Origin of the sequence: Acinetobacter sp. ANC 4204 (assembly GCF_002135205.1) — a bacterium.
Lineage (GTDB): Bacteria > Pseudomonadota > Gammaproteobacteria > Pseudomonadales > Moraxellaceae > Acinetobacter.
Genome location: NZ_NEFZ01000002.1, coordinates 632106 through 653798 on the forward strand (window position 1 = coordinate 632106; position 21693 = coordinate 653798).

The following is a 21693-nucleotide window of genomic DNA, read 5'->3' on the forward strand; positions in this document are numbered from 1 at the left end:
TTATTAGGCCTCCGCGACTAAACCGTATTCTTTTGCCTGTTCTAAATTTACAGTCACTAATTTTGATGTTCCCGGTTCAGGCATCGTAACACCTAACAAGTCGGTCGCCATCGTCATTGCGAGTTTATTATGGGTAATGTAAATGAATTGCACCTGTTCAGAAAGCTCTTTTACAAGATTACAAAATCTTCCCACGTTTGCATCATCCAGAGGCGCATCAACTTCATCCAAAACACAAAATGGCGATGGATTAAGACGGAAAATCGCAAACACCAAGGCCAATGCTGTCAGGGCTTTTTCTCCGCCTGAAAGTAGTGCCAATGAGCTGTTGCGTTTGCCCGGTGGACGGGCCATCAGTTTTACCCCAGACTGCCAGTCATCTTCTAAAGTTAGACTCGCCTCCCCACCATTAAACACTTTCGGGAACAAATCTTGTAGTTCAGCATTGACCCGATCAAAAGTAGTCATAAACAGTTTGCGGGTTTCTTGGTCAATACTTTTCATTGCAGCACGCAACTGTTCAACGGTATTTTCCAAATCTTGAATTTGATGACTCAATTCTTCAAAACGTTTAGACACTTCTTCATATTCTTCTGAAGCTGCCAAATTCACTGCACCCAATTTCTCAAACTGCTGCTGTGCTTTTTCTAGAACTTGTTGATGGCTACTGATCTCAATGTTCAAACCCTCAATAGCTTCAACATTCATCTCTTTCAGCTGTTCAGAATAATGTTGTAAGTCTGACTTTGCAGCTTGCCACGCCAAACGTTTTTCTTCTAACTGAGTTCTCAGCTTTTCATCTTGTTGCTGATGCTGATGACGTTGTTCGGTCAAACTCTGCTGACGCTCTTGCACCGCATTCAGCTCAACTTTCCATTCAGACCATGTTTTTTGTAGCTTTTCAGTGATCTGTGCTTGTTCACTAAACTGGCTTTCTAAGGCAGGCAGCTCCAGTTGTACAGGGTCAATAAACTTTTTGGCCTGTTCCATCTGCGACAAAATTTGCTGATACTGCGCTTTTAAGAAAGTACGGTCTTTTTCTAACAGTTCAATCTGCTGTGTGGTTTGCACCGCCTGACGACGTACCATTTCAAGTGCTTGCCAAACCTGCTGTGCCTGCTGCTGGCTGTCATCCAGTTGCTCAGTCAAAGACTCCACTTGGAACTGCATGGTTTTGTAGTTAGGCAAGTTTTGCTCAAGCTTAATATTCAATGCATGCAGATCAATCTCCAAATCATCTTTTTGCATGGCATCTTCTTCGAGTTGACTGTCTAACTGTGCCAGTTGATTGGCCAATTGTTGTTTTTGCACTTCAAAGGCTTGGTTGGTACTTTGTACTTTGGCGATATTCAAGTCAATCTGCTGGGTTGCCTGAACTTCTTTTTTCAATAGCTGTTGATCCGCTTTTAACTGCTCATCTACTGCTTGAACTTGAGTACGAAGTTCTGTGGTTTTCGTTTCAAGCTGAGTCAGAAGTCCTGTTTTTTCAGCAAGACTCTGTTCAATTTCATCTAAACGAATTCGATGACTGAGTGCCCCCTGTCCAGCTTGGCTCGCTTCGTCATAATCCAGACCAATCACCCAGTCCACGCCAACATGATAACCGTCTAAACTTAGAAGAGACTGACCATCTTTCAATTGCTTTTGCAAAGCGAGGGCTTGTTTTAAGTTCGTGGTCACTCCCACCTGTTGCCACAAAGAGGACTGCGGTGATTCAATCCAACTGGCTAGGCTATCGCAACCTGCAATTTCGATTAGTTCAACATGTGGCTGAGGCGTTAACTGACGTGCAACCGCATCGGTGAATGCATCGCTGTTTTCCAAACAATGCGCTGAAAGCCATTTGGCTAAGAATTTCTCGACCAGCGCGGCATGGGTTTTAGCAGCATCTTTAAGCTTCAGCACGTGCATCAACTGTGGATGATCACTATTTTTTAAGGCGCTGACTTTGACCAGTAGCTGCTTTAGATGTTTCTGTTCTGCACTTAAGACCTGTATATCTGCTTTGTGCTGATTCAACTCAGTTTGAGCAGCTTGGTGCTGAATACGCAAATCATCCAGCTGTAACTGCACCTCAATGATACTTTGCTCACGTTGTAACTGCTGTGCCTCAGCGTCTTGCTTGGCATGCAACAATTGGTCTATCGCATCCAACTGGCTTTGGTTTTGAATTTGCGCCGCTTGCTGCTCTAAAATTTGCTTTTGTTGTTCAAAACGTAAAATGTTTTTGGCCAACTGTTCACTTTGCGCCAACATTTGCGTTTTTTGTTGCTGTTGCTTTTCAACCAAACTTTTGACTTGTTCAAACTGTTGAAGCAATTGTTGCTGCTGTGTTTTTAAATCCGTTAAGCCTTGGCTTTGCTGTTGGTTTTGACTTTCTTGCTGTTGTAACTGTTCGGTATGAAGCTCATTTTGTTCGTGCAAACTTTCCAGTTGCAACTCGATCAACTGCATACGTTCTTTGGTTTGCGCTTTCTGCTGTTCAAGCTGCGCCAAAGTCGTCGTATTTTGCTGGAACAAGCTCTGCTTTTGTTCCAAAGTCATTTTCAACTCAGCCAGCTTTTTCTCTGCCTGTTGCCACTCACTCTGTAGGGGCGTGGACTGCTGAATCAGGCGTTGAAATAGCTCACTGGTTGAAGTCAAATCATGCTCTAAAGTGGTTAACTCTGAACGGACTAACTTGAACTGATCGCCCAAATCATTCATGTGTAGCGTATATTCTTGTTGTAAACGGCTGCTTTGTTCACATTGAAAAGATAAAACTTCGACTTTAATGGTGCGAATTTGACTTTCCAGTGTTTTGTACTGAATCGCGGTTTCGGCCTGACGTTTTAAAGTTTTTAACTGCGATCTTAACTCAGAGGCAATATCTTCTAAACGCGATAAGTTTTGCGTGGTGTGATCCAAATGTAATAGGGTTTCACGGCGACGTGCTTGATAACGTGAAACTCCTGCGGCTTCCTCAATAAAAAACCGCATTTCTTCAGGTTTTGCATCGACCAAACGGTTGATCATGCCCTGTTCAATAATCGAATAAGAACGTGGCCCTAAACCTGTGCCTAAGAATATATCAGTAATATCCCGACGACGGCATTTGGTGCCATTTAAAAAGTATTCAGACTTGCCATCTCGGTTGACCTGACGCTTAACTGCCAGTTCAGTATAGGCATTATAACTGCCACCTAACTTGCCATAGGTGTTGTCAAAACGCAGTTCTACACTTGCGACACTAACAGGCTTGCGCTTTGCCGTGCCTGTAAAAATGACATCCTGCATACTGCCACCACGCAACTGACGTGCACTGGATTCACCCATGACCCAACGGATCGCGTCGATTACATTGGATTTACCACAACCATTCGGCCCAACCACAGCGGTACGGCTATCTTTAAAGTGTAATGTAGTACTGTCGGCAAAAGATTTGAAGCCGGAAAGTTTTAAACTGCTTAAACGCATAATGTCCTGACTAACGTCGTGAGCGTCTCGCCCACGCAAGTTCAATTTGTTTCATTCGGGTCAGAGATTCCAACACCAAGTTACGTAAGTGTCGACAAAAATCTTCCATAAATAAAGTAGCTTGTTGTGATTTTCTGATTAAAACCGCATCAGTCACTAGTTTAAATAAATCATAAGATTCTTGTAACTCTCTACGTGAAGTATTTAAGGTTAAAAAATAGCTTCGACGTATCGAGGGTAATAGCTCTTGATAGAACTTCATTAGATAAGGATTGCCCACCATTTCATGCTGACGTGCCAATCCTTCAAAAATTAAATCATAAAATTTTTCGATACTGCCTTGTTTCAACTGATTGCTCAATTCATCCAATAACAATTGCAAACGTTCCGCTTCATAGCTACGCCATGTCTCCGCAATACGTTGCACAATTTGCCCCAAAAGCAGGCTGCTGGTATCAAACAAGGCGCGCACTTGTTGGGCTGACATTTCTGAGACAATCGCGCCACGGCGCGGATAAATTTCAATCAGATGGGTACGTTCAAGCAATAACAAAGCTTCACGCACAGAACCGCGACTCACATCCAGTTCTGCGGCAATACGTAATTCTTGTATTCGCTCACCTTCAACCAACTCACCGCGAATAATTTGTTCACTGATGTGCTTGGCAATTTGTTCGGACAAACTCTCTGTATCATGTGCTTGCATACTGTTCCTAACTTGTTTTTATAAGATGCAATCCATGGTCTTTAGTGACCTATTTTTAAGTTTTACCTGAGATTAAACGGTAAACACCATGTCATTGTCAGACAATTTTACCGTCTATAATGCCAATGAAAATCAAGCTAGACAAGATTTTCGCGCTTATTTAAGAACTAAAACCTTGATAAATAAAATATAGCCCAACGACAATTAATAACCCCGCAAAACACTTTTTCAACATCGCTGGCGACAAATGGTGCGCTACTTTTGCCCCAAACTTGGCAGTAATGAAGCTCATCATCGCAATCCCGAAAAAGGCGTAGACATGAATATAACCAATGGTATTCGGTACATTGACCTCAGCTCGATGACCAAACCACATAAAACCCAAAGCACCAGCTACTGCAATAGGTAAGCCACAAGCTGCAGATGTCGCCACTGCTTTTTGCATCACTACACCATGACGGTTTAAATACGGCACTGTCAAACTTCCACCACCAATGCCAAAAATCGCAGAAGCCACACCAATACCTGCTCCAGCAAATAACTGTCGTCCTGTTGACGGCAACTGATGCGATGGATCGACCTCGACATGTGCGCCACTAAACATTTTGTAGGCCACCCAAACAGCAAAGAAACCAATGAGCAGTTGTAAGCCATGTCCCGACATATAGTCAGCAATGCCTGCACCTAAAAATGCCCCCACAACCAACCCAGGAGCTAAATTACGAAATACCGACCACAACACTGCTCCCCGTTTATGGTGCGCACTCACGGAGCTCATTGAAGTGACAATAATTGTGGCCAACGAAGTTCCCACTGCCATATGCATAATGACACTGGGATCATAGTTTAGATGAGTAAACACCACATATAAAATTGGTACAATAATCAGCCCGCCACCAACGCCAAACAACCCCGCAGTAAAACCAGCGATTGCACCAATCAGCAAATATATGATTAACTCCATGATCATTTCCACTTTTCTCAGATTCATATGGATTTAGAGACACGCCAATTACAACAACTTCTCGCTGAAGCACAGCAACTCCCTGAAGTTTTATTGCTAAAACCAGTTACCACATCCACCAATGATGATGTGCGAGAGATTGCCCAAAAAGGGATTCAGAGTGTTTTAGTGTGTAGCACACGGCAAACACACGGCCGTGGACAACGCCAACGACAATGGGTGTCCCCAGAAGGAAACATCTATTTAAGCACATTGTTACAAAGCAAAGCACCTATAGATGGGCGCTTGGCTTTAGAAGTTGCGCTCAATATTTTACAAATGCCGAGCTTACAAGGTTTAGCTTTGCAAGTGAAATGGCCAAATGACCTATATAGTGCACAAGGTAAATGGGGCGGAATTTTGGTTGAACCGCTGTCAAGTCACCAAGCGATCATTGGGGTGGGCATCAATATCAATCAAGTCGAAGATACCCAGCTCGATCAAGCCACCAGTTCACTTGAACAGCTTGGTTTAGCCCAACCAGATCGAATTCACTTAATGGCAGAACTGTATCTGGCCATTCAACAAGCAGGCTTATGGTTTTCTCATAATAGTGCCAATTTAGCTTCACGTTTTAACCATTATGCAGCCTTCATGCAGCAACAGGTTGAATTTGAGCATATGAAAGGTCTATCTCAAGGTATATTCTTAGGCATTCAAGATGATGGTGCAGTACAAATTCAGACCGCGAATGGTGTTGAATGCTTTTACCAAGGCCGCTTGCGCCCAACATCTGTCATTTAAATAGACCGAGGATTATCATGAAAAATCTATGGTTAGATATTGGCAATACGCGGCTGAAATATTGGATTACGCAGGAAGATCGCATCATAGAACAAGGTGCTGAGTTACATTTACAATCCCCTGCTGACTTACTTTTAGGACTGATTCAACATTTTAAAAACTTGAACATTCAACAGATTGGTGTTTCTTCGGTTCAGGACAAAAAAAATAACGACCGAATCAACAAGCTTCTAAAAAGCTTAAATGTGCCCATCACCTTTGCCCAAGTACAGGCGAGCTATGCGGGTCTACAGTGTGGCTATGAAAAACCTGAACAGCTCGGAATTGACCGTTGGCTACAAGTACTGGCTGTAGCACGCGATGCTAGGCAAAACTATTGTGTCATTAGCTGTGGTACAGCGCTGACCATTGACTTGGCGGATGGGTTACAACACTTAGGTGGATATATTTTACCAAATCTTTACCTACAACGTGATTCACTCATTCAAAACACCAAAGGTATTAAAATTCCAGATGCAGCTTTTGATCAACTTGGGCCTGGTCGTAATACCATCGACGCCGTGCATCATGGAATTTTGCTTGGTCTCGTCAGTACCATTGAAAAGGTTTTACAGCAGTCCCCACGTCAACTGATTTTAACTGGTGGCGATGCTCCTATATTTGCACGTTATTTGGAGCATTATGCACCTTGCATCGAAAATGATTTATTACTCAAAGGTTTGCAATATTATATTCAGCATCAATTTTGAGTCGAAATCGCAGTCTGAGACAGTAATAAGGGCTTTAAATTATTAAGTAGCAACTCAAACTCAATATAACCATCCTCTCCCATAAAATGTCCTGCACGTTTTACCTCCTGAACTTCAGCACTTAAAAAGTGTCCAAAAGTCAAAACGAAAGGGGGTGGAACAAAAGGATCGTTATTTGAAAACATCACCACACGCGAAGCAATATGTGAATGTAACACCCCACTGTCTAACTTCGCTTGAGCAATAAAGCTATCTAGCTCAGGAACAGCCTTCAAAGGGGCTTTAAATCCTGCAATACAAAAAATCGCTTTAATTCGACGTTCCCGCAGTTGAATACTCAAGTAATGTAAAGTTGCCAAACACCCCAAACTATGCGCAACAATAATGGTGTTTTCATCCAAAGTTGACATTTGCAAAGCTAAAGCCTGCTGCCACTCTTCAAAATTCGGTGTATTACTATGTGGCAATACCAAACGCTTAATGGCCAAGTGAGCATCTATCTGGGTAAGTTTTTGGCTTAGCCATGGAAACCAATGATCATTGGGAGATCCCTGATAACCATGCACGATGTAAATATGTTGTTTAGATTTACTCATTTTTCTAGCTTCTTATTATAATGTTTTAAACGAATAAATTTTACGCAACTTTCAGTCCATAAACAGTGCGTTTTTGTTATTCCCCTTGTTACTGAAGAAACTAGCTCTATCCTCTTGTTGCATAGATTACAGACGTAAAAAAGGCGCATACGCGCCTTTTTTACTCATCTCATTGTGAAAGCTGACTTATTTTTTCTTGTCATTTCCACCGAACAATGGTCCCGCACCACCGCCACCAAATTGCTTTTGCAAGCCACCTAATGATTTCATCATTTTTGCCATGCCTGATGGATTAGCAAATTTCTTCATCATCTTCGCCATTTGTGCATGTTGTTTAATCAACTTATTGACTTCAACGACATCCATACCACAGCCCGCTGCAATGCGCTTTTTACGGCTTGGGTTCATCAGGTCTGGGTTACGACGTTCTTTGATGGTCATCGACTGGATAATCGCTTCCATCTTTTTCACTTGCTTTTCAGGGTTCGCTTGTGCCAACGCATCTTGGATCCCTGCATTACTCATGCCAGGTAGCTTATCCAAGAAGCCCATCATGCCACCCATTTTATTCATTTGCTCAAACTGCATTAGCATATCTTCAAAGTTGAAGCTCCCGCCTTTTTGCAGTTTTTTCGCCATTTTTTCGGCTTTTTCTTTGTCGACTTTACGTTCAAGCTCTTCGACCAAAGAAAGTACGTCACCCATACCTAAGATACGCTGTGCAACACGTTCAGGATGGAATGGCTCTAAGGCATCGAGCTTTTCACCCATACCTAAGAATTTGATTGGCTTACCTGTGATGGCACGTACTGAAAGGGCCGCACCACCACGTGCATCACCATCAGTTTTAGTCAGAATCACGCCCGTTAATGGTAATGCATCATTAAAGGCTTTGGCTGTATTTGCCGCATCCTGACCGGTCATTGCATCGACCACGAACAAAGTTTCAGTTGGCTTAATCGCCGCGTGAAGTTCTTTGATCTCGTCCATCATTTCGTCATCTACGTGTAGACGACCTGCGGTATCGACAATCAAGACATCCGCAAACTGAATTTTGGCCTGTTCAATTGCACGCGTTGCAATAGTAATCGGTTTTTCGTCAGCACTCGATTCAAAGAAAATCGCACCGACCTCACCTGCAACGGTTTGTAGCTGTTTAATTGCTGCTGGACGGTAAACGTCGGCAGACACCATCGCGACTTTTTTCTTTTGGCGTTCTTGTAAGAAGCGAGCTAGTTTTGCAGCCGTTGTTGTTTTACCTGCACCTTGTAAGCCCGCAAGTAGGACCACAACAGGAGGTTTTGCTGCAAGATCAAGGCTTTCATTGGCCTCGCCCATCATTTTTGTTAATTCGTCATGCACGATTTTAACAAATGCCTGGCCCGGCGATAATTGAGTCATCACTTCCTGACCCAACGCCTCTTCCTTAACTTTCGCGATAAATTCACGAGTTACAGGAAGTGCAACATCGGCTTCAAGAAGTGCCATACGTACTTCACGTAGGGTATCTTTAATATTGTCTTCGGTTAGCTGCCCAGAGCCAGTAACATTTCTTAAACTCTGCGTGAGTCGTTCCGTTAAGGTATCAAACATTGCAAAATCCGCTTAAAATTGCTAGTTGCAAAAAAATCTTTCTTAAAATAGAAAATTTATGCATAGAATGCTATAGGATACTGTAGTTCGCACCGAATTTATATAAATGAATATTCATCATCCTGAAAAAGGTTTGACATGATTAGCCTGCCCTTGGTTTATACCATCTTAGCATTAGTTGCCTATACCACCTCTTTTTGGTATTTGTTTATCAAATTAATGGCTAAACGTGATCCAAACCATTGGTTTATTGGTATTATTTTAGGCTTAGGCCTATTGTTACATGCAACCGTTTTGTACCATGACATGCTCACGCCAATGGGAGTGAATTATGACGTTTTCGTCTTAATGTCATTTACATCGGGGCTCATGCTGTTACTCAGTCTACTTTATAGTACTTATCGTCCAATTTTAGCTTTGAACCTGATTGGCATTCCTGTGGCCGCGACAGGACTTATTTTAGGTTTTGCTTTTAGTCAGTCCACTCAATTTATTGAACAGCGCTCATTGGGCCTAGATATTCATATTATTTTATCGCTGTCGGCCTATGCAGTACTCCTCATGGCGACCATACAAGCCGTGATTTTATGGTTCCAAGATCGTGAGTTAAAAAACAAACAAAAGAAACGCTTTTGGGTCAACTTACTGCCCTCTTTTCAAGCGATGGAATCTTTATTGTTTGACTTGATTAAAACGGGTTTTATTTTACTGACTGTGGCGTTGGTGTTTGGTTTCTTTACCATTGACAACTTTTTTGCCCAACATCTGGCACATAAGACCGCTTTTAGTATTATTTCTTGGTTTGTGTATGGGGCTTTGCTCATCGGACATTACCGTTTCGGTTGGCGAGGTCAAAAAGCGATTCGCTTTACCTTAATTGGATTCTTTTTATTGGCTGTCGGTTTTATCGGATCTAAGTTTGTATTGGAAATGATTTTAGGTCGATAACGTCTTTTTGTTGAGTTCGCTTTATTAAAGATACAGTACTTTACTCAAAAAGTAGATGTATAACATAATGGCCCAGCAGAAAAGCCCAGCTTAGGCAAACTGAGCTTACATCAAAATCTAATTAATTGATTTATAAAAACTTATGTAATAAATTATGTATACAGTGATGATGTTAATTCTAGTTTTTCTAAAATTAACATCTAGCTCTCATCTTAGTATTTATAATTTAATTACATTTTTAATCGGTATTCTTCCAGATTTAGCTGACAACCAATATATGATTTCTGCTGATTGTTATGAAACTTATTAAAATCATCCAAATTAGAATCATCATCAAGATTGTTTTGCTTCACCCATGTTTTATAAGCAGAGAAATTCTGAATCACAAAATCCAATAAATTTACTCTAGCTTTGGTTAAATCACACCACTTACTTTTAGATTCCAATTTTTCTGAAAGTGGAACCTCTTTATCATCATAATCTCTAGAATAGATCATATTATTAATTACAGCTTTATTGAGTTCACCATTCAAATGTCGATACTGTTGATCGAATTCGTCACCAGATAAAGCAAAACAACTGCTACTAATAAATAACAGTATAAAGCTTAGTAGTTTCATTATTTTAAATATCCTAAATCTTCATTTATTATAAAAGAAACTTGATCAAAATTTTATTCCATTTAACATTATAGAGCCTATACGAAATAACACTAAAACAGAACACAATGCTTTTGACCAATGACAATGTAGATAAACTCATCCCCTCCATAATTGACTAATTCCCCCCAATCAATCACGGTCTGTGAAAGATTTATGCGTCTATGACGAAGCTCCTGTAGCCAATAGTATTGATAAATCATCCTTAAATTTATAATTAGAATAATGCAAATAGATTATTTTTCATCCACCTGTTATACTGATAAGACTATTACGCCTCCCTTCTTCTACCTTCTACTTAGAGTAATGCCAATGAAGTAAGTCTTATTTTCCGTCAAATCTAATTTATTTGTTTTCTGACGTGCAAAATAAACTTATTTACTACTCTATATAAAAATTTATTTTGTATGTCCTGTATAAAGGAGTCTTCAATGACCCAACAGGCCTGTACCGTAAAAAACCTAAGTGTTCAATTTACTCATGAAGCACTTTTTCAGCATTTAAACTTTGAATTGCCCGCTGCCCAATGTTCAGCCCTGATTGGACGTAATGGTCAAGGCAAATCAATATTAATGTCCTTACTCACTCAAGCGCACAGACCCAATTATGCGAGTGGCGAAGTGATTTGGCATATGCCATTTTCCCACTTAAGCCAGCTCGAACGTTTAAGCAACTGTACGCTTGCCGAAGCCCTTAATATTGCTGACCTGCATGCAAGTTTTCAACGTATTGAACAATCTACCGCAAGCTTTGAAGACTATGACCGCGTCGAACATGCATGGCATCAACCCTCTGAATGGTTAAAATTACTGAAAAGTGCAAACTTACCTACAGATCTATCCAGCTCGGTTTCTCAACTAAGTGAAGGTCAGAAAACTAAACTGGCACTGTGTCGCCTTTTTTTACAAACTGAGCGTTATTTACTTCTTGATGAACCCAGTAATCACTTAGATCATGAAAGTCGTGTGTGGTTAAGCCAAAAAATCCTTCAGCATCCTGCGGGCTGTTTAGTCATTAGCCACGACCGCACATTGTTAAATCAAATCTCCAACATCTACGTTTTAAATGATTTTGGCTTGCAACATTTCCGTTGCAACTATGCCGAGTATCAGTCACAAGCAGAGCAACAACAGCAGGCGTTACTACACAATATCTCGCAAGAGAAACGCGAACTAAAACAATTACAAGTCCAACAGTATGAACAACGCATGAAAGCCCAGAAAAGGCAAAAGTCTGGGCAGAAATTACGAAGCTCAGGTTCTCAAGCCAAAATCCTGCTCGACTTTAAAAAAGAACGTGCCAGTCAAGCGCTATCGGGAGTCGCGCAGCAACAACTTCGCCAAAAGGAACAAGTGCAAGACGAACTCAAAAACAAACAGCAACAGCTAGAACAGATGAAGTCACAAAAGTTTGATTTCCATTTTCAACCTCAACAAACTGGTGAAATTCTTCGTTTAAAAGAGGTGGTTTTAACCACACCCTCTATCTCGCCTATTTCTTTTGCCTTATATAGTGGAGAAAAAATCCAACTGCGCGGCCAAAATGGTTCAGGTAAGTCGACCTTACTTCGTGCCATCCAAAATCATAGTCATGTTCAATCGGGAGAGATTTTCAAGCGAGGAGCATCGTTATATTTAGATCAAAACTTTAGTCTGCTGAATCCAAAACTGAATGCGGTACACAATTTACAATTATTAAATCCGTCTTTGTCTGATGAGGCGTGTCGGAATGAATTGGGGCAACTTCGAATTCGACGAGATAAGGCTCTGCTCCCCATCTCACTACTTAGTGGCGGTGAACAACTCAAAGTTGCCTTACTGTGTATCAGTCTCGCAGCACAGCCTGTGGACTTACTTTTACTGGATGAACCCGAAAATCATCTCGACATCGACTCAAGACAACTGTTGGCACAGGCTATTCGCGATTTTACAGGGGCGGTTATTTTAGTTTCACATGATGATGCCTTTGTCGAGGAGACACAGATTCAAAACTATTTCGATTTAACCCAAACGCATTAGACTGGACAGCGTGATCGGATTTGCGTATAACACCGTTTTTCTATTTAACTGGTGACACCGCTGTGAAACTCATCCTTGCACCGATGGAAGGCTTAACTGACCCAATCATGCGTGATGTGCTCACGTCTGTGGGTAGCTTCGATTGGTGTGTGACCGAGTTTATCCGTGTGACCAATTCGGTCTTACCTGATCATATTTTTCATCAGTATTGCCCTGAATTACTGCATGACGGAAAAACGGCAGCGGGAACACCTGTGCATGTTCAATTTTTAGGTAATGACCCTGAAATGCTGGCTGCCAATGCCATCCGTGCTGTGAAACTCGGTGCACCCGCCATTGATATGAACTTTGGTTGTCCAGCCAAAACCGTGAACCGTCACCGTGGTGGCTCGGTGCTTTTAGATGAGCCAGAAGTGGTGCATGAACTGGTCAAAGCAGTACGTGATGCGGTTCCTGCGCACATTCCTGTTTCTGCGAAAATGCGCTTAGGCTATATGGACCGACATTTTATGTTGGACAATGCTCATGCCATTGAAGATGCAGGTGCGGCTTGGGTTACCGTGCATGCACGAACCAAAGCCGATGGTTATACCCCACCCGCTTTTTGGGATCAACTCCGCCCGATTCGTGAAGCCTTAAAGATCAATGTGATTGCCAATGGTGAAATTTGGAATAATGCAGACGCGAAACAGTGTCGCTTAGAGTCTGGCTGTGAAGATTTGATGATTGGACGTGGTGCCGTGACCACTCCCGATTTAACCCAGTGTATTCGTCAAAATACTGATACACCTCTACTGACATGGAATGAGCTACTAAGCTTACAAATCCGTTTCTTAAACGGCGGGTATAAGAAAGAAATGAATATGGTCGGACGCTATAAACAATGGCTCGGTATGATGTCTAAACATTATCCTGAAGCCAAAGCTTTATGGGATGAAGTCAAACGTATTAAGCCACTAGATGACATTATTCTCAAACTAAATACAAGCGCGACCTAATCCGTTCGCGCAACGATCGCGACATAAGTCGGTAAGTTCCATGCCCCACCCGCAAAGCCTTTACATTGCTGCGATTGTGCCTGATAGCTGAGAACAAAAGCCTGTCCATTCCAAGCCCACTCGGAACGAATACCGCAGTCAGCAATGCCCCGCCCTTTTTGCTCTGAGAAAATTTGCGCCTCACTAAAACTTGAGCCTGATGTGGTAACTTGCTGCTGAATCTTTTGTAAGGCTTTGTCCATGACCCAGTAGCCTAGACCTTCATTGTATGCTCCACGCCAACATGGTACTTGAACCACCACTTGTTCCGCATTCAGCGGATAGACTGAAACCCGATCCTCCTCAAAAAACCGCGCCTCATAGAGATTTGGACAGTCTTGTTCATCTGTTTTTGCTTTTAACTTTTTAAAGAGTTGATGGGCATTTTTACTATCCACGGCAAAGTGGCTGGCAACCGCAGGTCGGTATCCTGTAATGCCAATTTTAGGGATGGCTTTGGGTTGTAAAACATTTTGCTCAGACCGATTGCCTTTTTGATAGATGGCATTCGGTGTATTTACCCGCTTTTGTATATCATCCATTTTGAGCAAAACAGCATTTGCCCCTGCGGTTGAAATTTGCCATTGCTGTGCTTGGGTCGTGAGACGAATATCTTCTGCACCCACCAAAGCCTTTAGCAACTGCGTACTTTGAGCACTGGACAGTTTTGCAGTACTTTTGTGGGCATCAAAGGTGACTCTCCCCAACGAAGTAGCGCCAACACTCAGATTTACCTCCATATTTTGCACTAAGTCTTCTTCTATCTGAAGCTGGGTAAGCACTGCACCGCCTGCACCTGCGGGACGAGAAATCAGTAAAGATACTGGTTGACCAAACTGAGCATCACTCTGATAGCCTGCCGCACGACACATACCCGTATTATCACAGGCAAGTTCCCAGTCCTTATGTATAAAGTAACTCCCCGTATCTGCATAAGCCAGTTGACTTAAGGTGCTGATCAAAACAGCGCCCAAGAGTGAATGGCTTAGTGTTCCTAACGTTTTATTCAACATATGACTTCACTCCGCTTGCGTGGAATATTAACCCTGTGCTTAAAAACTTCGGCTCTGTACCGTACCTGTATAATTTAAACAGTCTTCAACACGAATCCGTTGCACTTTAGACAGTTGATCTAAATCAAACCATGCATAGGCCGTATGTTCATCGCTCAGCTTAATCTCGGTCGATGCAGCCAAATGGCATCTAAAAATAAACGCATGTGAAGTCACTGCCGCATGAAAATACACACCCGATAAATAATCAATTTGGACCTCACAACTGAGCTCTTCTTGGCACTCTCGCAGTAACGCTTGATGAATGGTTTCACCCATGTCTAATGCACCACCTGGTAAACCCCAAGCCTGATCAGCATAATTGGCTTTCAGTAATAAAACCTGCCCTACAGCATTGGTGATGACCGCATGAGAGCTTAGTCGGTAAAAGTCTTGGAATGCCATACACTTTCCTTTGGTCAAAGCTACATTCATTCATTAAAACACAGTCTGAACATGAATTGATTAACCCCTGTAAAGCCTCTGCCTTTCAGTTTTTCATCAATCAGGAAAGTAGATCGGCTTCGACATTTGTGTCTCAAAATCGACAGGCACTGAAATATGTTGATGTGCAACCAACCACTCTCCAGCCGTTTTTTGAAAACACAATGTCGTTCGGCACCAAGGGATCTCTGGTGTAGCCACCCCACTGGCATGATCAAGCTTGGAATAACAATGAACAAAGGCCAAACCATCACGACTAAAAATATTCAGGCTACGCCTAAAAACCTTCACTTCACCCTGAAAAAATGGCGCATAGCGTCGCCATAGTTCCTGATAGGCTTGTACGCCTTGTAACTCAAATCCAATATCAAACAAACTGACATCACTCTGGCAAAGACGAATAATATTTTGTACATCCATTTTACAAATGGCATCATCCCACTGCTTGAGTTTGAAGATAATCTCATGCCCCGCATGCTCATCCCCAATTAATCGTACATCCACATAGTGCTCCAACAATGCGCATAAAATACCCATAAAAAAACGCGTGCGCCTTCCTTAGCTAACACGCGATTTTTTTAAATTCTTAAACCCATCAATAATTTAATAGCAAATTAAGCTGTTAAATCTTTAATTGTGGCGCTTGCACCATTGTTTTTTACAGACTCAATGCCTTTATCGCGTGACTGCTCCGTAGCATAAAACTGACTGGTTCCAATAATCTGATGGTTGGCAGCCTTTAAGTTAAAATAAGGCTTACCATTTTTGGCTTCTAAGCGATCATAACGCGCAGCATCTGGACTATTCTTCTGAACTGACTCAATTCCATTATGGGCTGACGCTTTTGCTTTATACAGTTCACTGGTTAAAATGACTTCTCCATTTCCCGCTTTCAAAACAAAGCGATATTGACCGTCATTTGCCTGACTGAGTTCGTACCATCCTGACATAAGCTCACCTCTTGTTATTTTAAAGCAATAATAAATAAATCAGATTTGAATAAAAAACCATCCAATTTTATAAAATATAAATGACTTCTTTTATAAAAAAAAGCCATTTATTGCCTTACTCATCTTTATTTTTTTTAAAATAACAGCGCTATATGAATAATGCATGACAACATCAAAATGCCAACACTGCATTTTCTCAACTCGGCTGAAACGGTTGATTATCCTTAAACTACTTTAGGCTTTTAGCACCAATTTACTATAGCTATTTCTTGGCATTTCAATAATTTCTACGCATATTTGTACAACTAAATCGGTCGGGACTTTAAAATTTTGCTGCAATGTTTTAAGTAAGAGCTTGGAAATAGCAGATTGCGTGGCTTCATCTCGACCACTAAGTAAAGAGACTTTGGCATGTAAATAAGCTTCTGCGTCTCCATCTACCCCAATCACAAAATCGGATTGTTTGATGGCACGACTTTTCACTTCATTGCCCGATTGTACAAACTCACCATCAAGCAAAGCTTGGTTTAAAGCCAACAACATCGGTTTAACTTCGAGAGTGTCTATATTATCTGAGTACTCAAGGTGGATATGAGGCATAACGTATTCTTCAACAGTTTTTTATCTTTATAACATGCTGTGCACTTGTTTAAACAATTCATCTACTTTCAAAATCGTTTAAAACAAAAAATGGAGTCCTATTGACTCCATTTTAATTGCTAACTGTAAACTCAGCGCATTAGGCTTTTTTCACATACTCAGACTTGAGTTTCATCGCGCCAACACCGTCAATCTTACAATCAATATCATGACCATCTGCAGCATCAGGTAGCAAACGAATATTTTTCACTTTAGTTCCGACTTTTACCACAGACGACGAACCTTTAATTTTTAAATCTTTAATTACCGTTACTGTATCACCATCAGCGAGTAAGTTGCCATTGGCATCTTTAATTGCCACCACGTCTTCGGTAGATTCCCCCTCTTTCCATTCGTTTGAACATTCAGGGCAGATCAGCAAGTCACCATCTTCATAAGTATATTCGGACTGGCACTTTGGGCAGTTGGGTAAAGACATAAAAACCTCAAAAATAAAAAATAAGCAATTCACATTGCTCAAAGCGCCAATATAGCATTATTCAGGCTAAAACAATGTGAATCACGTATTTATTTTATGGCTTTGGTTTTGCTTCTGTAGAAACAACGTTGATGCATGACTAAAGTAAAATTTTACCCGTAGAACACTCATCCTAAGCTTATTTTTGCTCCAAGCACTGCTTCAAAATCACCACATGGTTATGCTGTTCTTCTTTAGCTGCGGTAAGTAATGTGATCTGCTCTTGCAATGCCAGTTGCCGTAAGTCATTCAACTCGCTGGGATGTGCTTCCAGCTCTTTCATATAACGAACCCTAAACTCATCCCAGTGTGCCACCATGTCTTGGTGATACCATTTCCGCAGCTCATTGGACGGGGTTAAGTTTTTTGACCACAGATCTATTTGGGCTTCAAGCTTTGAGACTCCTCGTGGCCATAGCCGATCAACCAAAACACGCTTACCATCTTCGGCTTCAACAGGTGCATAAATCCGCTTCATGCGTATTGGCATGCAAAACTCCTTTTTATTCTTTTGTGCAACTTATTCAATTGTTCAACGATGACGAAGTATTATTCATCGGGAATGTCTGGATTCACTAAAAAAGCCAAGAGTTGCAATGACTCTTGCCAACCCAGATAACAGCCATCGACAGGAATCACTTCTGGTAAACCAGACTGTGTGATATGAACTTCTGTTCCTACAGAGACCTCTTTAAACTCTACACGGACTTCAATTTTACCTGCCAGTTCAGGTACATCAAATTCATCGGTATAGCGTAATAAGCTATTTTCAATGATTTCATGATAGGTACCATGAAATGAATGCTGCATGCCTGTACTAAAGTTGGTAAAAAACATGCGATATTGACCACCCTCACGTACATCAAACTGCTCCACATGAGCCGTGAAACCATGCGGTGCCATCCATTTTACTAAAGCATCTGCATGGGTAAAAGCACGATAGACACGCTCGACAGGTGCACTAAATACGCGGTGTAACTGAACACTATTTGACATCATTTTTCTCGTTCTTTTCAAATATTCATGTTTAGTTTAAAACGCTAGAAATTAGAAACTGTAGCGTTATTGTGCGTAAATATAGAGCAAATAAAAAAGCACGTTTTTCAACATGCTTTTAATTTGGTGCTGACCTAAGCTTGGCCTTGCTCATAGTTTTCGTCGTCATCTTCTTCATCATCATAGACATACGCCATACAGCCCCAACCATCGTATTCACCACCAAACTGCTCTGCAATTTTGGTAAACCACTGTTCTAAGTCGACAATGTCAGAATACTCAGGTTCCATATAGACATAAATGGTAATGATCCATTCGGAAACATCATTGTCCTCATCGACAAATAAGGTAATTTTTTGTTCTTCTTGTAATAAATACAGTGCACATTTTTCAGCTTGTGACTGATCTTGAAAGGCGATCGAATATTCTATTTCATGTGGCTCTGACAGATCATCACCATCCTCAGCCATTTGCCAAAGTACATTTCCGTTGTCATCATCTGGATATAATTCAAAATCACGTGTCATGCGAATGTCCTTGTTATCTTTTGAGCCAATATAACGTTGGCAAGTGACAAAATAGTGACTTCAACATAGCATAATTTGCTCATTTTTTAGCAGGTGGATCTGATTTTTTCTGCCAATTTTTACACTTTCTTTTTCTATCTATTTGCAACTTTATTGTACAACTCGATGTTCAAGCACAATGTGGCTTTGTCCTTGCACATCCCCCGTTTTTAAACTGTTCAATAAAGCTGTAAATTTTAACTCTTCTAACCGTAGCGCAAGATAATGATCCATAATACGGGCATGACCAAAGACAGCACCATAGTGATTAATTAAAGTAAAGTCATCGCGCAGTGCTTGAAGTAGCAAACCGAGATTGTCTTGAGCAACGCGTTGTAAATAAAAGTCTGCTTTGCTGTTAAATAACGGAGAAAGCAGTGCGATGGCGGATAAATGCCGATGCTCATCCAAAAATGCACAAGTGACCACTTGATTGTGTTCTACAGCACGAATCACCTGCTGACGGACTTTGAGTAAATGATTGGCCGCATCCGTTTTCCCATAGCCGTCGATGAGTTCATCTAATAACTGCTCTGAAGGCAGTTGGTAAATGTGGCTGTGTGTTTCAATTTTATTGTTTAATGCTTTAGAAATTTCAGCCAACTGCTCTCGTTCTTCTGCCATGTGAAAAAATGCGCCTAACTTTTCCTTTGCCCGTTGCATGATGGTTTCTTTGGCTTTGAGCTCGTATTCCGATAAGAAGTGATTTACTTTTTCAATCCGTTGTCGACATTGATTGAGCATCTGTTCGGCGTCAAATTTAACTGTTTCTGCAAACAACTCCACTTGGCTCAGCCGTTCAATCACATAATGTTCGACATCAATGATTTCTTGATAATGACTTAGCGCTTGTTCACGTTGTCTGAGTGTTCCCACTTCAATTCTTAAACTCGTCAGTCGATGTTGTAATTCATGCTGTTGTTGTTCGTAAGCCTCTAAGGTATTTCGACTCCGCTCTAAATTACATTCTAAAATTTCAATCTGCTTTTTGTGGCCGAGACTGCGCCTTATTTGCCAAAAAATAATCGTACTGAGTAATGCAATCATGACAGCAAGTAGATAAAACATAGCCTATCTCCCAAAGGGAAAGTCATTTTTATTTTTTGAGGCTCATCTATTAGATAGCTTGTAAATTGAACGGCGAGCCTTATAACAGACAAACGTACTCTCAGCCCATCTCAAATTGCTCAGCAATACCTTATCCAAAGAAGAAGCACATAACCTAACACTTTAAATGGGCATATTCGCTATACATTAAGGAGGCTCTTTTACACTCTAACTTAGCTGTGTTTTGGGCAATTTTATATCCCAAATTTTAAGTATTTCTCGTTTTTCTTAAAAAATGTGTCTTGGTTAAAAAGGTACGTTCCCATGAATAGTAACAGTCTCCCCTGTTAAAGGCTGTTTAAAGGCTAAAAAACTGGCATGTAGAGCCATACGCTTTAAAGGACTTCGTGTCGGTTCAGGATGATAGAGCTTGTCCCCTGTAATAGGATGCCCGATATATTGCATATGCACACGAAGCTGATGAGAACGACCTGTAATCGGGGTCAGTAAAACCCGTGTAATATCGGTCTCAATGTCATAACTAAGGGCTTGATAAAGCGTTTTTGCAGGCTTACCCAGCTCAAAGTGCACAATCTGCCGTGGTCGATTTTCCCAGTCGGTAATCAACGGTACGTCAACACTGCCTTCAGCATCTAACTGGCCTTGAACTAAAGCAATATAGTGTTTATCCACCGTGCGAGCTTGGAACATTTTACTGACCGCAACTTCGGCATCGCGGTGCTTGGCAAACATTAAAACCCCCGAGGTCGCCATATCTAAACGATGGGTAATTTTGGCATGTGGGTACTGAGCTAAAACCCTTAAATAGGCACTGTCTTGGTGTTCTGGTAAACGCCCCGGCACCGACAACAAACCCGCAGGCTTTTCAATCACCACCAAATCATCGTCTTCATAAACGATCACCAAGTCTTCTTGGGGAGGTGCATAAACAAAGTTGTCATTTAAAGCCATGAAAATAACAGCATAGAAAAGCGAGCGCGAAAAATAACAAGCTGTGTTTCTACTGTCAATCATCTCACCAATATAGAAAACTCTCTCGGCTATTGGTTTTTCGCCCTGTAAATCACAGTTGATCGGTCAGTACTGAATAGGAGGCTTAAGAATGAAATGATCCATGAGGAACTGAATCAGCAGGATTTTTTAAACTTTGTTAGAAATCTAGAATTTTATTTTTGTTTGCTGTTTATTCATTGGAGAAATTTTTTAGGGTGTCTGGGAAAACATGTTGTTTACTTCAACTATCATAACTTTGTAAGTGATGATCTTATAGCCTATAAACTTTTGATTTATAGCGTCCTAAGCCGAATCAAGACCTTTTGGGTAAGTACTACTCACGCGTTTTGCGCCACTGGTAGCATGCTACTCTTTTCGATCCCGTCACACCCTTGAGATATAATTTAACAATCCAAGGACGGGATTGTTTCCCGAAGATAAAGTCTTTTTGGCTATTTTTGGAAAAAAATCCTAGATTATTATTCATATAAAAAATATTTTCCCAAATGAACCGAATTTGTGATTTTTTTCGCACATAAAAGCGCTTTTCTCAGGATTTTATTTCTTCAAAAGCAGATATCTTACTCATTCATTACTTTTGAACATTTGCATCAATTGAATAAGATTGCCACAAGTATCATCAAAGACTGCTACTTTGACTGTGCCTGCTCGCGTGGGAGCTACGGTAAAATGTACCCCTAAGTTTTTGAGCCGTTCATATTCCGCATCGAGGTCATCCACTTGAAAAGAAGTATAGGGAATTAGATCTGCTTTGATCGCAGCCTTAAACGGCTGTGCTGCGGGATGTGCATCAGGTTCCAGTAGCAGTTCAACGCCCTCTGGACTTTCGGGTGAAACCAAGGTCAGCCAACGATAATCCCCCACAGGTACATCATGTTTGACTTTAAAACCGAGTTTTTCTGTATAAAACTGACAGGCTTTTTCTTGGCTATCGACCATGATGCTGGTGACATATATTTTCATTGTTATTCCATGCG

General features: G+C 41.2%; 23 protein-coding genes. 5 read left to right on the top strand and 18 right to left on the bottom strand.

Annotation, left to right across the window (positions count from 1 at the left end; genetic code table 11):
* Positions 1 to 3 precede the first annotated feature (3 nt).
* The 3 genes from smc to B9T36_RS06795 form a co-directional block, all read right to left on the bottom strand.
* A complete protein-coding gene (smc, locus tag B9T36_RS06785; RefSeq protein ID WP_086208746.1) occupies positions 4 to 3456 on the bottom strand; it encodes a chromosome segregation protein SMC in 3453 nt (1150 codons plus the stop codon).
* Between the two features lie 10 nt (positions 3457 to 3466).
* On the bottom strand, positions 3467 to 4162 hold the full coding sequence (locus B9T36_RS06790; protein ID WP_086208747.1) for a GntR family transcriptional regulator: 696 nt from the start codon (positions 4160 to 4162) through the stop codon (positions 3467 to 3469).
* A 160-nt stretch (positions 4163 to 4322) separates the two neighbouring features.
* A complete protein-coding gene (locus tag B9T36_RS06795) occupies positions 4323 to 5126 on the bottom strand; it encodes a sulfite exporter TauE/SafE family protein (protein ID WP_086208903.1) in 804 nt (267 codons plus the stop codon).
* A 27-nt stretch (positions 5127 to 5153) separates the two neighbouring features.
* Between B9T36_RS06795 and B9T36_RS06800 the strand changes: the two genes are divergently transcribed.
* Positions 5154 to 5909: a biotin--[acetyl-CoA-carboxylase] ligase gene (locus B9T36_RS06800; RefSeq protein WP_086208748.1), complete on the top strand. Its 756-nt coding sequence runs from the start codon at positions 5154 to 5156 to the stop codon at positions 5907 to 5909.
* A 17-nt stretch (positions 5910 to 5926) separates the two neighbouring features.
* Positions 5927 to 6658 (top strand): type III pantothenate kinase, encoded by a 732-nt coding sequence (locus B9T36_RS06805; protein WP_086208749.1) that lies wholly within the window; start codon positions 5927 to 5929, stop codon positions 6656 to 6658.
* On the opposite strand, the gene B9T36_RS06810 is transcribed toward B9T36_RS06805, so the two are convergent.
* Both B9T36_RS06810 and ffh read right to left on the bottom strand, forming a co-directional pair.
* Positions 6649 to 7254, bottom strand: coding sequence for an RBBP9/YdeN family alpha/beta hydrolase (locus B9T36_RS06810; protein WP_086208750.1), 606 nt, complete (start codon positions 7252 to 7254; stop codon positions 6649 to 6651). The genes B9T36_RS06805 and B9T36_RS06810 overlap by 10 nt on opposite strands.
* A gap of 186 nt (positions 7255 to 7440) precedes the next feature.
* Positions 7441 to 8847, bottom strand: a complete 1407-nt coding sequence (gene ffh, locus B9T36_RS06815) for a signal recognition particle protein (protein WP_086208751.1) — start codon at positions 8845 to 8847, stop codon at positions 7441 to 7443.
* 138 nt (positions 8848 to 8985) lie between these two features.
* Between ffh and B9T36_RS06820 the strand changes: the two genes are divergently transcribed.
* Positions 8986 to 9795, top strand: a complete 810-nt coding sequence (locus B9T36_RS06820; protein WP_086208752.1) for a cytochrome C assembly family protein — start codon at positions 8986 to 8988, stop codon at positions 9793 to 9795.
* A 230-nt stretch (positions 9796 to 10025) separates the two neighbouring features.
* Here B9T36_RS06820 and B9T36_RS06825 read toward each other — a convergent pair whose 3' ends face one another.
* A complete protein-coding gene (locus B9T36_RS06825; protein WP_086208753.1) occupies positions 10026 to 10415 on the bottom strand; it encodes a hypothetical protein in 390 nt (129 codons plus the stop codon).
* Positions 10416 to 10885: 470 nt separating this feature from the next.
* Between B9T36_RS06825 and B9T36_RS06830 the strand changes: the two genes are divergently transcribed.
* Positions 10886 to 12472: an ATP-binding cassette domain-containing protein gene (locus B9T36_RS06830; RefSeq protein ID WP_086208754.1), complete on the top strand. Its 1587-nt coding sequence runs from the start codon at positions 10886 to 10888 to the stop codon at positions 12470 to 12472.
* Positions 12473 to 12534: 62 nt separating this feature from the next.
* The gene (locus tag B9T36_RS06835; protein ID WP_086208755.1) at positions 12535 to 13470 is read left to right on the top strand and encodes a tRNA dihydrouridine synthase; all 936 of its coding nucleotides are present in this window, start codon (positions 12535 to 12537) and stop codon (positions 13468 to 13470) included.
* Here the strand turns inward: B9T36_RS06835 and B9T36_RS06840 are convergent.
* The 12 genes from B9T36_RS06840 to B9T36_RS06895 form a co-directional block, all read right to left on the bottom strand.
* On the bottom strand, positions 13467 to 14522 hold the full coding sequence (locus tag B9T36_RS06840) for a DUF1176 domain-containing protein (protein ID WP_086208756.1): 1056 nt from the start codon (positions 14520 to 14522) through the stop codon (positions 13467 to 13469). The genes B9T36_RS06835 and B9T36_RS06840 overlap by 4 nt on opposite strands.
* 39 nt (positions 14523 to 14561) lie before the next feature.
* Entirely contained in the window at positions 14562 to 14966 is a 405-nt protein-coding gene (locus B9T36_RS06845; protein ID WP_086208757.1) for an NUDIX hydrolase, read from the bottom strand.
* A gap of 96 nt (positions 14967 to 15062) precedes the next feature.
* Complete coding sequence (locus B9T36_RS06850) at positions 15063 to 15542, bottom strand: YybH family protein (protein ID WP_228146980.1); 480 nt, start codon at positions 15540 to 15542, stop codon at positions 15063 to 15065.
* Between the two features lie 77 nt (positions 15543 to 15619).
* A complete protein-coding gene (locus tag B9T36_RS06855) occupies positions 15620 to 15955 on the bottom strand; it encodes a YegP family protein (protein ID WP_086208758.1) in 336 nt (111 codons plus the stop codon).
* A gap of 234 nt (positions 15956 to 16189) precedes the next feature.
* A complete protein-coding gene (locus B9T36_RS06860) occupies positions 16190 to 16555 on the bottom strand; it encodes a 5-carboxymethyl-2-hydroxymuconate Delta-isomerase (protein ID WP_086208759.1) in 366 nt (121 codons plus the stop codon).
* Between the two features lie 139 nt (positions 16556 to 16694).
* Positions 16695 to 17033, bottom strand: a complete 339-nt coding sequence (locus tag B9T36_RS06865; protein WP_086208760.1) for a zinc ribbon domain-containing protein YjdM — start codon at positions 17031 to 17033, stop codon at positions 16695 to 16697.
* Between the two features lie 178 nt (positions 17034 to 17211).
* Positions 17212 to 17562 (bottom strand): DUF488 domain-containing protein, encoded by a 351-nt coding sequence (locus B9T36_RS06870; protein ID WP_086208761.1) that lies wholly within the window; start codon positions 17560 to 17562, stop codon positions 17212 to 17214.
* Positions 17563 to 17621: 59 nt separating this feature from the next.
* Positions 17622 to 18071, bottom strand: coding sequence for an SRPBCC family protein (locus tag B9T36_RS06875; RefSeq protein ID WP_171264420.1), 450 nt, complete (start codon positions 18069 to 18071; stop codon positions 17622 to 17624).
* Positions 18072 to 18202: 131 nt separating this feature from the next.
* On the bottom strand, positions 18203 to 18595 hold the full coding sequence (locus B9T36_RS06880) for a ribonuclease E inhibitor RraB (RefSeq protein WP_086208762.1): 393 nt from the start codon (positions 18593 to 18595) through the stop codon (positions 18203 to 18205).
* Positions 18596 to 18745: 150 nt separating this feature from the next.
* A complete protein-coding gene (locus B9T36_RS06885; protein ID WP_086208763.1) occupies positions 18746 to 19702 on the bottom strand; it encodes a DUF5660 family protein in 957 nt (318 codons plus the stop codon).
* A gap of 285 nt (positions 19703 to 19987) precedes the next feature.
* The gene (locus B9T36_RS06890; protein ID WP_086208764.1) at positions 19988 to 20653 is read right to left on the bottom strand and encodes an RluA family pseudouridine synthase; all 666 of its coding nucleotides are present in this window, start codon (positions 20651 to 20653) and stop codon (positions 19988 to 19990) included.
* 627 nt (positions 20654 to 21280) lie between these two features.
* Positions 21281 to 21679 carry a VOC family protein gene (locus B9T36_RS06895; protein WP_086208765.1) on the bottom strand — a complete coding sequence of 133 codons (399 nt, stop codon included), beginning with the start codon at positions 21677 to 21679 and terminating at the stop codon, positions 21281 to 21283.
* Between the last annotated feature and the right edge of the window lie 14 nt (positions 21680 to 21693).